This is a genomic window from Actinomycetota bacterium (assembly GCA_041658625.1).
Taxonomy (GTDB): domain Bacteria; phylum Actinomycetota; class JAHEXW01; order JAHEXW01; family JAHEXW01; genus JBAZZW01.
The window spans coordinates 592,976-606,092 of sequence record JBAZZW010000001.1; the positions used below are offsets into that span (position 1 = coordinate 592,976).

Here is a 13,117-nt window from a genome sequence, read left to right on the forward strand (position 1 = left end):
ATCGGATGGCAGAATTCGCAACGATAGCAAATCTAGGTAGTGCCGGCGTCCTGGCTGTCATCTGTTGGATACTCGTCAACGCGAGCATCAAGCGCGAGGGGCGGTTGCAGGAACAGGTGGACATAGCGCAGAAACAGAATGCCGTTCTGCAGGCGACCAACGCCACACAGGTCACCGAGTTCAAGGCGTTCATGGCAGAGCAGTTGGCCGTCACGCGGGAGATGACGGACAAGGTAAGCAAACTCGCGACCTGCATAGATAAGTTGGAGCGCAAGATGAGCAGGGTGGCCTGATGTACCCGCCAGTCACCGTAGCGGTAGACGCTCGATATCTCGCAGAGGTCAACGGCTTCGACAGTAATGGCCGTTCCGACCACGGTGACGGCTATTCTTATGGGCCAATCGAGGACAGGCGGGGCCACGAGGTCTATATCAAAGGCGGGGACGCGCTAGACGTTTATGTTCCGGCTGGTACATTCATTCAATCCGCCATATCCGGCGTCGTCTCAAGCATTGGCATCGACCGCTACGGGACTATGTATATCATCATCGCCGGAGACGAAGGCGAGACGGTCGACGCGCATCTTATGAATCTTACGGTGAACCAGGGCGACACAGTTACCGCCGGTCAGATAATCGGCCAGGTGTCCGGAAAGCTGAACAATCCGCACGACCATGCGGAACGGTTTATAAATGGGCGGTCGCTGATGGCCGCAGAGATATTGGCAAATATAGGAGGAGGAGGAGGAGGAGGAGGAGGAGACATGCCTATTGGCGAAGCAACAATCCGAGCGTTAGCGCGGGAGGAAGTCGACAAGTTCCTCGACGAACCGAACCTCGAGATGCCAAGGAACCCCGATGGCTCTTACAGGAGCATCCGGCAGACAATCAACGATATTCACAATTTCCTCGGTGGCTTGGTTCAGCAGGATAAGAACTTGGCGAAACTCATCGCCGAGGCCGCGGCAAGTCCCGGCACGGTAGACACGGCGGCTATCGCAAAACTCGTCGCCCCGCAAGTGGCGCCGGATGTGCTCTCACTCATCATTAAAAAACTCGGGGTTTAAACCCTCATGGAAAGCGAGGGCGAGATCGATGTCATTATCATCACTTGCCCCGCTTGCGGCTCGAAACTGTTCCGCGAGGTAAGCCCTAGAGATTCCCGCGTCAAGACTTACTATTGCGTCAAATGTATGGAGCTCAACAACCAGCAACGCACATTCCATTTAACGACCGTCGACCCGGAGGACGAGGCCTATGGTCTACCATTGCAAAAAACACGACCAAAGGATAGGTGACGATAAGGCAATTCCGTACTGTACAGTGACGAGAGGATGTCCAGAATTAAGAAAACGTCCCTGGTCACAGAAAGGAAAATGGGGCGATAAGTCTCATCTGAAAAGGAGGTAAAACCATGACCAATGTACAAGCATGGGCGTTCATCGTGGGCTTTGTGTTGCCCTACGTGATCGTGTTCCTCAATCAGGCCGGCTGGTCGAAATGGGCCAACTTCGGCGTGACACTCGTCGCGTGTGTTCTAGCTGGTTTGGGGACCGTGTACTTCGCCGGATCCTTGAGCCTGGCACATCCTGATGTCGGGACTATCGTGCAGACGATCGTTATTGTTCTAACCGCCTCGCAAGCGGTCTACAAAATGTATTTTAAGAATGCCGTCGATTCCTGGCTCAATGTGCCGACGTCGTTTATCAAACCGCCCGGATAGAACATAGATTATCAACGAATCGCGCCCGTCTTTGGTTTCGGCCAGCGGCGGGCGCTTTTTGCGTTTTGAGGCCGCCTTGCATTTACATTGCACTTAAGTTAGTGGCTTCATCGAGGCCTCTATCTTACTTTATGGCCTCTGAAGTGGTGGGCCCAGGTGGACTCGAACCACCGACCTCACCCTTATCAGGGGTGCGCTCTAGCCAACTGAGCTATGGGCCCGCAAGGCAAGATTATAGCATATGGAGTGGGGATTAGGCCTATCTTGCAAGCGGCACCCTCCCTATGTTCCCTCCCCTCAAGGGAGGGAGATTTCTTTATTTCTGTTATTCGAACTTCAGGCGCCAGGCTCCGAGAGAGAGAAACACAGCGGTAAAACCGAGCAGAACGGCAATGGGTAGAAGGACCGCGTCCCAACTATGGCCGCGGATAATCAAATCAACCAAGCCTTGCATGACCCAACCCGTCGGAAGCAACTTCGCGGCGGTTTGCATAAACGGAGGCGTAATCTCGACCGGCCAATAGCAGCCGCCGACCATGGCCATGCTTATGATCAAGATCGGCGCGATGCTCTGCAGTTGCGCATTTGTCCTGACGATTGAGGCTATGAAAACGCCTAGCGCGGCGCCGCAGAGCAAGTAGACGGCCATCAGCGCGATCAACGGCAGGGGCTCTCTGCCCCAGTTGACCCCGAACAGAAAAACGCCCGCGGCGATGAGTATCGTCGCTTGAATAACCCCCGACAAATATATTCCAGTTATCTTGCCGCCAAGAATCGTATATTTGCCGGTCGGCGTGGATAATAGCCTGTAGAGCGTGTTCTTGTGCCGTTCTTCCAGAATCGAAGCACCGCCTTCCACGAGCAAGAAGAGTAGGAACGTCACGGCAAAACCGAGCGACGCCTGGCGAAACCCGAAACCCAGGGTTTTCTTACCGCGCACTCCCGACGCCTTAAGTTCTTTGGCGACGACTTCGACCGGAGGGGGATCCCATTTCTTATCGGCTTCGGTGAACACCTCTCCCCAGGTCTTATCGGCCGAACCCGGCGCAAGCCGGCCGTAATTGTCGAGCTGTTTAACCGTAAGTGAGGCCGCCGCGCTGTCGGTATTATAACGGTTGGCCAAACCGCCGATGATCTCTTGCAACGCCGGGCCGTTCGTGTCTCCCGCGACACTGATTACTTCGATTTTGGTTTTCCCACCGTCGCGAAGAGTTTGTCCGTATGCATTCGGGATTATGACGGCGGCCGTTACCTTGCTGGTCTTTACTAAATCTCTGGCTGGCGCCTCTTCGTACGACTTTATCGAAAAGGATTTCTCCTCCTTGAATTTATCGACGAATTGTTCCGAATACGTCGATTTATCCAGGTCGGCCAGGGCTAGTTTTACTTTGGGCTGAGTCGTACTTCCGCCGAACGCGGCGCCCATGATAAAAGTCAATCCTATCGGCAGAAGTATCAGAGACAACCAGGTTGACCGGTCCCTGGCCATTTCAATCATGAAAACCTTAGCGACGGCGAAGGCCTTACTCATACGTAAACCTCCAGACGCCCAAGGCCATAAAAACGGCCGCGATGATTATTAGAATCAGCGCGGGCTGAACAATCGACTCAAAGCCTTTACCCAGCATCAGGTCGCGGAAACCCGAAATCGCCCAGTAGTTTATCGTGAACTTGCTAACCGTCTGCAGCCAGGGCGGGAAGGCAATCAGGGGAATCATGCTGCCACCCAAAACGGCCATCGGCTGGATGATGAGTTGCGAGATGCCGGCGACGGCGCCTTGCGTCTTGCCGATCGTCGATATGAATATGGCCAATCCGGTTGTCGCCAAGACCGTCGCCGCCATTAATGTCGCAACCTCCGGTAAAGGCCCCCATTTGACGCCGTAGATAACCCTGGTAATCAGAACAAGGACTGAAAACTGAAGAACGCCGATCAAGAAAATGCCGGCCAGCTTGCCTCCCAAAATCGTCAACCGGCTTGTCGGCGTAGACATCAACCGCATCAAGGTGAATTGCCGCCGTTCATCCAATAGGCTAAAAGCGCCGTACATACTGCCGAACATAAGGAACATCACGCTCATGCCGGCGGAATAATACTCGATCGCGGTTAGCTCGCGCTCTCGAGACAGTGAGCCTTTGGCGACGGTGATTTGAGGATTTTCCGACGCTTTCCTGGCCTCCGTAGCCAGCTCCTGGCCGAGGGCGACGGCTCGGTCGGGAGGGACCGCGCCGGCTTGGATCAACGCCCCGACCGGTACGGACGCGCCGATCATTACGGAAGAAAGGCGGCTCGCGTAAGCGTTGGCGATGCTTCGTATGATTCCTGCCCGAACCTCCTGGCCGGGGTCGCCGAACACCTCCATAGTGGCGTTCTGGCCGCTCATAACCTTCTTGGTGAATCCTTCCGGGATTATGACAGCCGCCGCCAAGTCGCCGCTTTCTATCTTGGTGCGCGCCTCCGATTCCGAAACCTCGCTGACGTTAAGCATCTTGGCCATGTCTGGAGACTTAAGTACGTCCGTGATGAAAACCTTGGCGAGCTCTCCTTTGTCCGCATTAACCACGCCAACGTCGAACTTCGAGATGCCCGACTCGCCGGCCCAAACGCTACCTAAGGCCATGCCGAGCAAGCTGATCAATATAAACGGCATCGCGAGCAGGATGGCCAAAGCCTTCCAGTCACGGATAAGGACTTTCGTGTCTTTGATGGCAATGGAAAAGAGTTTCATTATCTGCTTAGTCTCGCAGGCTGCGGCCGGTCAGATGAAGGAACACGCTTTCTAGGTCCGGCTCTTGTACTTCGACGGACGCGATTTTGACGTTGTCGTCGTTCAGCACGGATATCACGTCCGCTAAAACCTTCCGGCCATGCGCGCTTACGATGTCGACTTCCTCTTTCTTCACGACCACGCTGTCAATGTCGCTGAGTTTCTTAACCTTATCGGCGACTGACTGTGAGACTTCAGGCGCCGATACCCGGATCGTATCCTTATTGCCGACAAGCAAACGCAGTTCCTCTTGCGTGCCTTCGGCGATGACTTTTCCATGGTCGACAATGGCGATCCGGTCACAGAGAAACTCGACCTCTTCCATGTAGTGGCTGGTGTAGATAATCGTTAATCCATCCGCGTTAAGCTTCTTCACCATTTCCAGGATGTGGTTGCGGCTTTGCGGATCGATGCCGACGGTCGGTTCGTCCATAAAGAGAACCTTGGGGCTATGCAGCAAACCCGCGGCGATGTTTATCCGTCTTTTCATCCCGCCGGAATAGGTCTCTATCTTCTCGTTCGCCCTGTCGGTCAAGCCCACTATATCCAGGACAGCCGCTTCCCTTTTCTTGATTTCCGAAGGCGACAAGCCATACATAGAGCCCCAGAATCCTAGGTTTTCGCGGGCGGTAAGCGTAGGGTAGAGGGCGATTTCCTGCGGGACGACGCCGATGACCTTCTTGACGACCATCGGTTCTTTGATGGCACTATGGCCGTCTATCATAACGTCGCCCGAAGTGGGCGTAAGCAGGGTTGAAATCATGCCGATCAGGGTTGATTTGCCGGCGCCGTTCGGTCCGAGGAGGCCGAAGACCTCTCCGGCTTCGACCGAGAAACTGACGCCGTCAACGGCTCTATTGGTATCGAAAACTTTTACGAGGTTCTTGACTTCGACAATGGACATGATTGCCTCCGGGACTTCTCGACTCGCTTTACTCGCTCGAAGAATAAAAGGATATATGGAGAGTTTACCGAAACAAAGCCTAAATCACTAGCTGTCTTTAGCTATCCACAAATCATTTTCACTATTCACTTCAACTGTTCACTAATCACTTTTCACTATTCACTGTCAGATTACATATATCGCTATTGCCAGGAAATGAAGCAGGCTTCCCATAAAAACAAAGCCGTGCCAGACTGCGTGAAGATAGGGTACTCGCTTGGACATATAAGCAAGCGTTCCGATCGTGTACGAGAGTCCGCCGGCGATCAGGAGCCAGATTGCCTGCGGGGCAGCCAGGGCCAGCATCGGCTTGATCATGACAACTGATATCCATCCCATGCCCAAGTAGATAATAACGCTCAACCATCTGGGGCGGTTTGCCCACAAGACCTCGGAGAGGATACCCGCAATGGCGATCGTCCACAACAAGGCACACATCCATTCGCCGCCTGAACCGCGCAAAGTAACCAGAGCAAAGGGCGTATAGGAACCGGCTATGAGGACGTAGATTGCGGCATGATCTAAGGTTTGAAAAACAGCTTTGACGCGAGGCCAGGTGAAACTATGATAGAGCGTAGAAATCGTGTAGAGGAGTACGAGCGACGAACCGTATACGATACTGGTAGCCACTCGCCAAGGGTCGCCTGAGGAAACGGCTTTAATAATCAGGTAGATCAGACCGCCGAGGAAGAATATCGCGCCGGCGCCATGGGTTATGGCATGCGCGACTTCCTCGCCGACTGAGTATGCTCGTTTATGAGCCATGGTCTATTCGTATCGTAAAGCTTCTATCGGGTCAAGACGGGCGGCTTTCCAAGCCGGATAAACGCCGAAGAAGATGCCGACGCCGGCCGAGAAAAAGAACGCCAGAGAGACTGACCAGGCGGTAATCTGGGCCGGCAACCAGTTGTTCAATATTAAAGCGATGCCGATGCCCAGCGCGATTCCTACCAGTCCGCCCAAAGCGCTGAGCATGACCGCTTCGATGATGAATTGAATCATGATATCGGTCGTTCTGGCGCCGACTGCTTTCCTGATCCCGATCTCGCGTGTTCGTTCGGTGACGGATACCAGCATGATGTTCATGATCCCTATCCCGCCGACCAGCAACGAGATACTGGCGAGGCCCGCCAGCATTAGTGTCATGACATTGAGGATGTTCTTTAGAAGCGACAGCGTTTCCCCCTGGGTGAATACCGTAAAATCGTCCTTAGTGAATTTCTTTAGCAATATGTTCTCTATTTCTTTCTTGGTTTCGTCGACCCTGTCCGGGTCACTGGCTTTCACAACGATCTCGCTTATTCTTTCATGGCCGACCAATGTATTGGCCAGTGTTATCGGCACCCAAACACCGTCGTCAAAGTCCTGGCCCATCATCATACCTTTGGTAGACATAACCCCGATTACTACGAATTTCTGGTCGCCGACTTTTATCTGCTTTCCAATCGGGCTGGTGCTGCCGAATAGCGCGTTGGCCGTGGTCTTGCCAAGAACAGCGACGCGCCGCCCTGCTTCCAGTTGGGACTTGGTAAAGAAGCGTCCTTCCGCCAAGGGCCTTTCCATGACGATCGGATAAGTTTCGTTGGTGCAAACGCCAATTGTCCGCCGGTTACGGTTCTTGTATGTTACTTTCGTCGGCGCCTCGACAATCCCGATAACGCCGGCCGCAAGGGTGGCTCGTTTCTTGACAATTTCGACGTCCGCCGGCCGCAGTTTGTAGGTCGGTATACCGTTGCCGCCGCCGGAATCACTGGCTGTAAAATCAAAGCGTCCCGGCATAACGAATAGAAGGTTTGAGCCCAGGCCGGAGACTTGGCCCGTTATGTCCTCCTTAACGCCCTGACCCATGCTTATCAGCAAGATAACGGCCATGACCCCGATAATAACTCCGAGCATTGTCAACAGAGCCCGCATTTTGTTGGCCACCAAGGCGTCGAAAGCCAGCCGGAAACTTTCCAGGATACTCATTCGCGCTGCCCGTTCTTCGTTAACGAGTCTTCAACGATTTGACCGTCCAGGAGCCGGATAACACGATCTGTGTAGTCCGCGATATATGGCTCGTGTGTGACCAGAATAATCGTCTTGCCCTGTTTATTAAACCCGGCCAGAATGCCCATGATCTCGTCGCCGCTTTTACTGTCCAGGGCTCCCGTAGGCTCGTCGGCCAGGATAAGAGACGGATTTACTGACAGAGCTCTCGCTATGGCCACGCGTTGCTGTTGTCCGCCGGAAAGCTGATTGGGCCGGTGGTGCAGACGGTCTTCCAAGCCAACGGAGACCAAAGAGGCCTCGGCCCGTTCTCGACGCTCATGCGGCGAGACTCCGGCGTACACTAACGGCAATTCGACATTCTTAAGCGCCGAAGCGCGAGACAGAAGATTGAAATTCTGAAAAACGAAACCGATTTTTTCGTTTCGAACCTTGGCTAGCTGGTTATCGTTTAGATCAGAGGTGAATTGCCCATCCAGAATAATCGCTCCGGCTGTCGGCCGGTCAAGGCAGCCGATTAGATTCATAAGGGTGGATTTGCCGCTGCCCGACTGGCCCATTACTGCCACGAAGTCGCCGTCGCCTACCCGGAAAGAAACTCCGCGGAGCGCTTCGACGTCGATTCCTTCAAGCCGGTAGGTTTTTATCAGGTTGTCTACGACAAGCATTTAGGCTAGGTGCGCTTGGCCTTGACGTCGGCTTTTGTTCTGCCTTTCAGCAGGTCCAATCCTTTAACAACGACCTCATCGCCTTCGGTTAACCCGCCGAGGACCTCATAGTATTCCCCGGACAACAAACCGAGCTTGACGGTCGTCTTCTCCGCGACGTTGTTCTTAACGACGTAAACGATGTCTTTGCCATTATCGGTCGTTACCGCCGTAACCGGCACGCGTAGCGCGTCCTCCTTGGTTTCGACTATGACCTCGACATCAGCGCTCATGCCTAAACGAAGATCGACGTTCTTGGCCTGAGTAACCTGGATTTTTACGGGGAAAGCGGTGCCTCCGGTCGCGGTAGTTGTGGCCACGACGCCGATTTCCTTGATATCGCCTTTCAGTTTCTTGGTAGGATAAGCGTCCAGGACCATTTCCGCTTTCTGCGCGACCTTGATCTTAGAGATATCGGTCTCATCCACGCTGGCGATAACATACGTTGGGTTCATATCGGCAATCGTCATCAATACGGTCGCTACTTGGGTTTGCGCTTGTGCTTGAGTGATCGTTGTCGACGGAGTCGTTGTTGCCGGGGTTTGCGTCTGATCGGTCGGGGTTGTGGTCGTTGGCGCCGTCGGCGTTGTTGGCGTTGTTGGCGTCGGAGTTATGACTGGCGGCGTCGTCCCCCTTACCTCGTCATTGACTTTTACGGTGACATTCACGACCCGGCCGGCAATGGGCGCCGTGACAAAACCGTTGGTCGTCAACTTGACCAGGTTTTGTCCGGCTGTGACCTCGTCGCCTTCGGCTACCAGAACCTCGATGACGGTGTCGTTCTTGACCGGCGTAACCGGAGTCATTTTATTCGCTTCGACCTTCCCGGTGGCGCTGACGACATCCTTAATCTCGCCCCGCAACGACATAGTCGTCGACACTGCGATCGGCTTGTTCTTCAGATAGATATAATATCCGATACCGCCGCCGATAAGCCCGGCCAGAAGGATCAAAGGGATGAGTATCCCGAAAATTCTCTTCCAGGGTATTCTTCGTTTCGGTTTGATGACAACGGGGCCGATATCGGCAAATTCGTCGTGGGCAATTTCTTCCGGCGGAGTGGCGCCCTCATCGGGTTCAACGATATTGAACTCGTCTTTTAATAGATCATCTTGCGTAGCCTGTTCCAGCGATGCCTCGACCGCTTCGATTCCCGGCTCGACTGGCTCGTCTGGCGGCAGCTCGTCGGGCGGCAGCGCTTCCGGTATCAGGTCATCCGCTAGCGGCTCGTTTATCTCTTCTTTCTGCTGCTCGAGCTCGCCATCTTTAGGTTCTTCCTTGCTTTTTCCCTTAGCCATGCTTTCACCTTTCTTAGTTCAAGAAAAATGCAGTTTTGCCAGAGAGATTCATGACCCCCTCTGGCAAAAACCTTACTATCCAGCCAATATTTTATTTTAACATACGAGCTAGCCTTTATTAAGCTGGCCGACTAGTTCAGCGTAAAGATCCGCGGGAATCCTTATCCCTCTTTTCGTAAAACCCTCGAAGGAATCAGCCTTCAGATACTCGCGAATATCGACGAAACTCTTACCCATGAATTCCCCGCGCCGAATGACAATATCGACTTGGTCGTCACGTTTGACGCGTCCTATTTCTAAAGCATTATCCATTAACTCACCTCCCATGTATGATTTTTTTGGACAGCCATACCCCGCCTGACAATATCAAGGCAAGCAGGATGGCCGGCGGTAAATAAGGAAGGAATGCGGCGCCGGTTTGGCCGCCTGATGCGCCTTTTTTTGACGCCGATTCCTTCCCGTAGGCCACCACGTTCCGTTCAATCGTCTGAAAATCACGGTTGTGGTTGACGGCCATTTCTTGCGCGGCTTTGGCCCATACTCTCTCTTGGTCATTCAGCTCGTTCGCCTTCCCCATTTCCGAAACAGCCAGCCGCACGGATTCCTTGGTTATCTTGCCCCGGCCGATCAATCGCGCACGCTCGGAAAGTTTCATGATGAAACTGAAATATGAGCCGCGGTCGCCTGAGTTGTCGTCCGCAGCCAGGGCGGTAGCCGCAGGTAAAAACAATGAGGAAAACCGATCGAGGATATTCGCGAGTTGTCGGCTGGAAGACAACGCGCCGCTCGCAAGTTCGCCGCCAGCCAGCGCGACAGATCTATCAAAAAGGGGACGATAGTCTAGATATTCGTTTTTGACCCCGTCGAACCAAGGTTCATCCCGCATCAATTCCGCTAGATATAGGTTTGTTATCAACCAACCTTCCCATTTCGCGGTCAGGGTTTCCGCGAGCCGGCAACTTATTATGGCGCGCCGCGGAATTCGGCCGCCGGCCGAATTGAAACAGTCAACCGAGGTTTCATGAATCAGCCTGCTCTTATCAGGATTATAGAAATCCGTCTGTCCGCCGAATTCTTCACCGAGAACAATCGCGTCGACGATCAATTCGGTCGCGCCGTGGCCCAGATCGGCGCGATACCTATCCGGTAAGCCGCTGAAGACCGTCTTTGTTACCGAGTAACCTCCCGATCCGTGAACCACGCTGTCGGCCAATTGATGCGCCAGCCAGCCGCGGCCAAAATCCCCGCCTTCTCGGGAAGCCATCAGCTGACCGAACGCGCCCACCGGACCGTTTAGATTGTGCGCGTAATCATAAGCGTCGCTCCCTGTCGTAACGCTGTTTAGCGCAATCATGTCCGGCGAATGGCCGCCCGCTTGAAACTCGGCAGAGGAACTGACATGACGACAAATGGCGACGTGGGTTATGGAACCCCAAGCTTGGGCTTGAGGAGGGCGTATTAGGAGTACAGGGATTACAAGAAGCAAGCAGATGAAGATACGGCACGATGAGATTGCTTCGTCAGAAAAAATCTTCCTCGCAAAGGCAGGTTTCATGTTTCTTATTTTTGATTTCTTATTTATTAGAGGTGCCATCGGACCTCCGCAAGGATGGTGCGAGTGTCACCATCGACGGACCTTATCATGATGCTATAGAGACCGGGTTTAACGATCCGTCCGCTATTGTCGTCGCCGGACCAGTAAACTCCGCCGGCAGGCTGGCTCCATCCCTCAAGCCGTCTTACTAAAACCGCGTTATCGTTGTAGATGTCGATCATTAGCGCGGTCCGGCTGTCCGCCAGTGATATATAGAGACAATTATCGGGGTCGGTGCGGTCGCCGCTCGGATCAAAAACGACTATCTGTCCCGTCCCGATGGTAAGCGGACGACGAAAACCCGAGGTAAACGCGCGGAGAAATGACGGCAGCCGCCATGCCGTCATCCCGCCGCCGAAGCCGCCTATTCCTTTTTTGCCAAACCGCAAGCCCGTTTGGAGCAGGAAGTCAGCCTGGTTCTTTAAAAACGAACCCGTCTTGCCCAAAAAACCCCAAAACCTGGAAAACAGATCGGCGCCGCCGTTTAAAAACCCGACGATCACTGAGATAAAAGGCCAAGTCGATGACTTGCCGGCCGCCGCAAATCCCGAAACATCGCCGACGGGAGGAATGTTGCCGCGCCTTATCAACTTGGTAAGATCCGCTTTATAGTCGCCTGCCAGCAGCGACTCAGGGTCGATATACTCACCGGCAAAGATCGCGCCTAAATGCAGGTGAGAAGCTGAATACGACATGTCGCCTTCGGCCGCGGTCGTTCCAATGGTTTGACCTTGAACCACGGCCTCGCCTCTCGACACTTTGACGGATTCCAGCGGCAAATATGTCGTTTTTATTCCGTTCTTGTGCAGAATGGCGACACACAAGCCGATCGGCGTTTTACCAGCGAAGGTGACTTTACCGTCCGCGGCCGCTTTGACGCGTAATCCGGCCGCGGCTGCGATGTCTATGCCATGATGCGTCCTGGTTTTTCCGGCCGCGTTGTCTCGATACCGGGCGGCGAAACGCACGACAACCGCGCCGGTGACCGGTTTTAGATAATCCAAGCCGGCCGCTGAAGCGCTACCGGCAGCTGCCATTCCGAAAATAATAAAGGACATGACAAGCCAAACAGCGCCGGCCTGATTAAGTTTAGTAATCAAGGCCGGCGACATTTTTCAACTCCGCTTTGCCCTGTCCGCGAACCGGACCTATTTTTATCCCGAACTTGTCGACAAAGGTTAACCGGCAATCAACGGAAGCGGTAATCGTGACCGATTCTTGTTCTAAAACCAAGCCAGCAACATCCGCTCCGTTAAGGCCCGCGTATTTCGCGGCCGCAGCCGAGGGATTGCCGCCGCTGACAAGTTCCTGGGCCGCCGCCAGCGCAGCCGCGTCGGCCGCGTTATGGGCTTTTGCCCTGGCCATGACAACGGCGCCCATATCGATAACAGCAGGGACCATGATCAAAAGTATCGTCATCGCGGCTACGGCTAAAACGCTGGCGCTGCCGGACTCCCTCATGTCCGGTCCTTTTCCAGGCGCATGGTCGTCGCTTCCGATAAACGAAAGCCTTGCGGATAGACAGAAGTCAAACCGGGAAAGAGACAAGGAACTTCGTACGATGCCGTTACCGTTACGGGATTGCCTGCCCGCCAACCATCCGACGCCGTATAGCTAATTGACAACGAGTCGCTATCGATACCGCCCGCGGCACGGCGTGCCGCCCTTTCAATCTCACCATAGTTGTCCGAAGTCGTCGCCTGGCGCGCGCCCTCCCTGGCGGCCTGGGTGACCAGGACGTTTGCCCTCGCGACTATGCCAGCCTGTAGAACAGCCAGCAGAACCAGACAGAATAACGGCATTGTCAAAGCGAATTCTACCGTCATCGAGCCGCGTTCAGCCGCATAGCCGCGCCGTGTCACTTGACGCCCGCCGCGAGTTTGGCGAATACGCCGCTAAGGAATTCCGTCATGCCCTTAACGCCGACCGTGCTCAACACGCCCGCTAAGGCCACGACGGCCAACAAAACTAAGGCGTATTCCGTAGTGCTCTGTCCGATTTCACTCTTTACAAGCTTCTTGAACCTATCCATGTTTGCCACCCTCCCGGGGCGCCCCCTTTACCGGTCAGGGAGCGCCCCCAGCTATATATCTCTT

The 13,117-nt window shown here is 54.2% G+C and carries 16 protein-coding genes and 1 tRNA gene; 3 read left to right on the forward strand and 14 right to left on the reverse strand.

Annotated features, from left to right (window positions below; all coding sequences use genetic code 11):
- Positions 1-5 precede the first annotated feature (5 nt).
- The 3 genes from WC891_03050 to WC891_03060 all read left to right on the forward strand — a co-directional run bounded on the left by WC891_03050 (position 6) and on the right by WC891_03060 (position 1,722).
- On the forward strand, positions 6-293 hold the full coding sequence (locus tag WC891_03050; GenBank protein ID MFA5866925.1) for a hypothetical protein: 288 nt from the start codon (positions 6-8) through the stop codon (positions 291-293).
- Positions 293-1,066 carry a M23 family metallopeptidase gene (locus WC891_03055; GenBank protein MFA5866926.1) on the forward strand — a complete coding sequence of 258 codons (774 nt, stop codon included), beginning with the start codon at positions 293-295 and terminating at the stop codon, positions 1,064-1,066. Before WC891_03050 ends, WC891_03055 begins: the two co-directional genes overlap by 1 nt.
- A gap of 347 nt (positions 1,067-1,413) precedes the next feature.
- Complete coding sequence (locus tag WC891_03060; protein MFA5866927.1) at positions 1,414-1,722, forward strand: hypothetical protein; 309 nt, start codon at positions 1,414-1,416, stop codon at positions 1,720-1,722.
- A gap of 144 nt (positions 1,723-1,866) precedes the next feature.
- Here WC891_03060 and WC891_03065 read toward each other — a convergent pair.
- The 14 genes from WC891_03065 to WC891_03130 all read right to left on the reverse strand — a co-directional run bounded on the left by WC891_03065 (position 1,867) and on the right by WC891_03130 (position 13,053).
- Positions 1,867-1,943, reverse strand: a tRNA-Ile gene (locus WC891_03065).
- Positions 1,944-2,047: 104 nt separating this feature from the next.
- Entirely contained in the window at positions 2,048-3,253 is a 1,206-nt protein-coding gene (locus WC891_03070; GenBank protein ID MFA5866928.1) for an ABC transporter permease, read from the reverse strand.
- Positions 3,246-4,451: an ABC transporter permease gene (locus tag WC891_03075; protein ID MFA5866929.1), complete on the reverse strand. Its 1,206-nt coding sequence runs from the start codon at positions 4,449-4,451 to the stop codon at positions 3,246-3,248. Before WC891_03075 ends, WC891_03070 begins: the two co-directional genes overlap by 8 nt.
- A 7-nt stretch (positions 4,452-4,458) precedes the next feature.
- Positions 4,459-5,388 (reverse strand): ABC transporter ATP-binding protein, encoded by a 930-nt coding sequence (locus WC891_03080; GenBank protein MFA5866930.1) that lies wholly within the window; start codon positions 5,386-5,388, stop codon positions 4,459-4,461.
- Between the two features lie 171 nt (positions 5,389-5,559).
- Entirely contained in the window at positions 5,560-6,198 is a 639-nt protein-coding gene (locus tag WC891_03085) for a hemolysin III family protein (protein MFA5866931.1), read from the reverse strand.
- 3 nt (positions 6,199-6,201) lie between these two features.
- On the reverse strand, positions 6,202-7,401 hold the full coding sequence (locus WC891_03090) for an ABC transporter permease (protein ID MFA5866932.1): 1,200 nt from the start codon (positions 7,399-7,401) through the stop codon (positions 6,202-6,204).
- On the reverse strand, positions 7,398-8,090 hold the full coding sequence (locus WC891_03095) for an ABC transporter ATP-binding protein (protein ID MFA5866933.1): 693 nt from the start codon (positions 8,088-8,090) through the stop codon (positions 7,398-7,400). Before WC891_03095 ends, WC891_03090 begins: the two co-directional genes overlap by 4 nt.
- A 5-nt stretch (positions 8,091-8,095) precedes the next feature.
- The gene (locus tag WC891_03100) at positions 8,096-9,427 is read right to left on the reverse strand and encodes an efflux RND transporter periplasmic adaptor subunit (GenBank protein ID MFA5866934.1); all 1,332 of its coding nucleotides are present in this window, start codon (positions 9,425-9,427) and stop codon (positions 8,096-8,098) included.
- A 108-nt stretch (positions 9,428-9,535) separates the two neighbouring features.
- Positions 9,536-9,739: a transcriptional coactivator p15/PC4 family protein gene (locus WC891_03105; protein ID MFA5866935.1), complete on the reverse strand. Its 204-nt coding sequence runs from the start codon at positions 9,737-9,739 to the stop codon at positions 9,536-9,538.
- A gap of 4 nt (positions 9,740-9,743) precedes the next feature.
- The gene (locus WC891_03110) at positions 9,744-10,781 is read right to left on the reverse strand and encodes a hypothetical protein (protein MFA5866936.1); all 1,038 of its coding nucleotides are present in this window, start codon (positions 10,779-10,781) and stop codon (positions 9,744-9,746) included.
- A 227-nt stretch (positions 10,782-11,008) separates the two neighbouring features.
- Entirely contained in the window at positions 11,009-12,058 is a 1,050-nt protein-coding gene (locus WC891_03115) for a peptidoglycan DD-metalloendopeptidase family protein (GenBank protein MFA5866937.1), read from the reverse strand.
- A 52-nt stretch (positions 12,059-12,110) separates the two neighbouring features.
- A complete protein-coding gene (locus tag WC891_03120) occupies positions 12,111-12,482 on the reverse strand; it encodes an Rv3654c family TadE-like protein (GenBank protein ID MFA5866938.1) in 372 nt (123 codons plus the stop codon).
- Positions 12,479-12,883 carry a TadE/TadG family type IV pilus assembly protein gene (locus tag WC891_03125; protein MFA5866939.1) on the reverse strand — a complete coding sequence of 135 codons (405 nt, stop codon included), beginning with the start codon at positions 12,881-12,883 and terminating at the stop codon, positions 12,479-12,481. The genes WC891_03120 and WC891_03125 overlap by 4 nt, the downstream gene beginning before the upstream one ends.
- The gene (locus WC891_03130; GenBank protein ID MFA5866940.1) at positions 12,880-13,053 is read right to left on the reverse strand and encodes a DUF4244 domain-containing protein; all 174 of its coding nucleotides are present in this window, start codon (positions 13,051-13,053) and stop codon (positions 12,880-12,882) included. Before WC891_03130 ends, WC891_03125 begins: the two co-directional genes overlap by 4 nt.
- Positions 13,054-13,117 lie beyond the last annotated feature (64 nt).

Coding starts and splice junctions, on each gene's coding strand:
- WC891_03050 (MFA5866925.1), top strand. CDS start 6: ATGGCAGAATTCGCAACGATAGCAAATCTAGGTAGTGCCGGCGTCCTG.
- WC891_03055 (MFA5866926.1), top strand. CDS start 293: ATGTACCCGCCAGTCACCGTAGCGGTAGACGCTCGATATCTCGCAGAG.
- WC891_03060 (MFA5866927.1), top strand. CDS start 1,414: ATGACCAATGTACAAGCATGGGCGTTCATCGTGGGCTTTGTGTTGCCC.
- WC891_03070 (MFA5866928.1), bottom strand. CDS start 3,253: ATGAGTAAGGCCTTCGCCGTCGCTAAGGTTTTCATGATTGAAATGGCC.
- WC891_03075 (MFA5866929.1), bottom strand. CDS start 4,451: ATGAAACTCTTTTCCATTGCCATCAAAGACACGAAAGTCCTTATCCGT.
- WC891_03085 (MFA5866931.1), bottom strand. CDS start 6,198: ATGGCTCATAAACGAGCATACTCAGTCGGCGAGGAAGTCGCGCATGCC.
- WC891_03090 (MFA5866932.1), bottom strand. CDS start 7,401: ATGAGTATCCTGGAAAGTTTCCGGCTGGCTTTCGACGCCTTGGTGGCC.
- WC891_03095 (MFA5866933.1), bottom strand. CDS start 8,090: ATGCTTGTCGTAGACAACCTGATAAAAACCTACCGGCTTGAAGGAATC.
- WC891_03100 (MFA5866934.1), bottom strand. CDS start 9,427: ATGGCTAAGGGAAAAAGCAAGGAAGAACCTAAAGATGGCGAGCTCGAG.
- WC891_03105 (MFA5866935.1), bottom strand. CDS start 9,739: ATGGATAATGCTTTAGAAATAGGACGCGTCAAACGTGACGACCAAGTC.
- WC891_03110 (MFA5866936.1), bottom strand. CDS start 10,781: ATGATTGCGCTAAACAGCGTTACGACAGGGAGCGACGCTTATGATTAC.
- WC891_03115 (MFA5866937.1), bottom strand. CDS start 12,058: ATGGCAGCTGCCGGTAGCGCTTCAGCGGCCGGCTTGGATTATCTAAAA.
- WC891_03120 (MFA5866938.1), bottom strand. CDS start 12,482: ATGAGGGAGTCCGGCAGCGCCAGCGTTTTAGCCGTAGCCGCGATGACG.
- WC891_03130 (MFA5866940.1), bottom strand. CDS start 13,053: ATGGATAGGTTCAAGAAGCTTGTAAAGAGTGAAATCGGACAGAGCACT.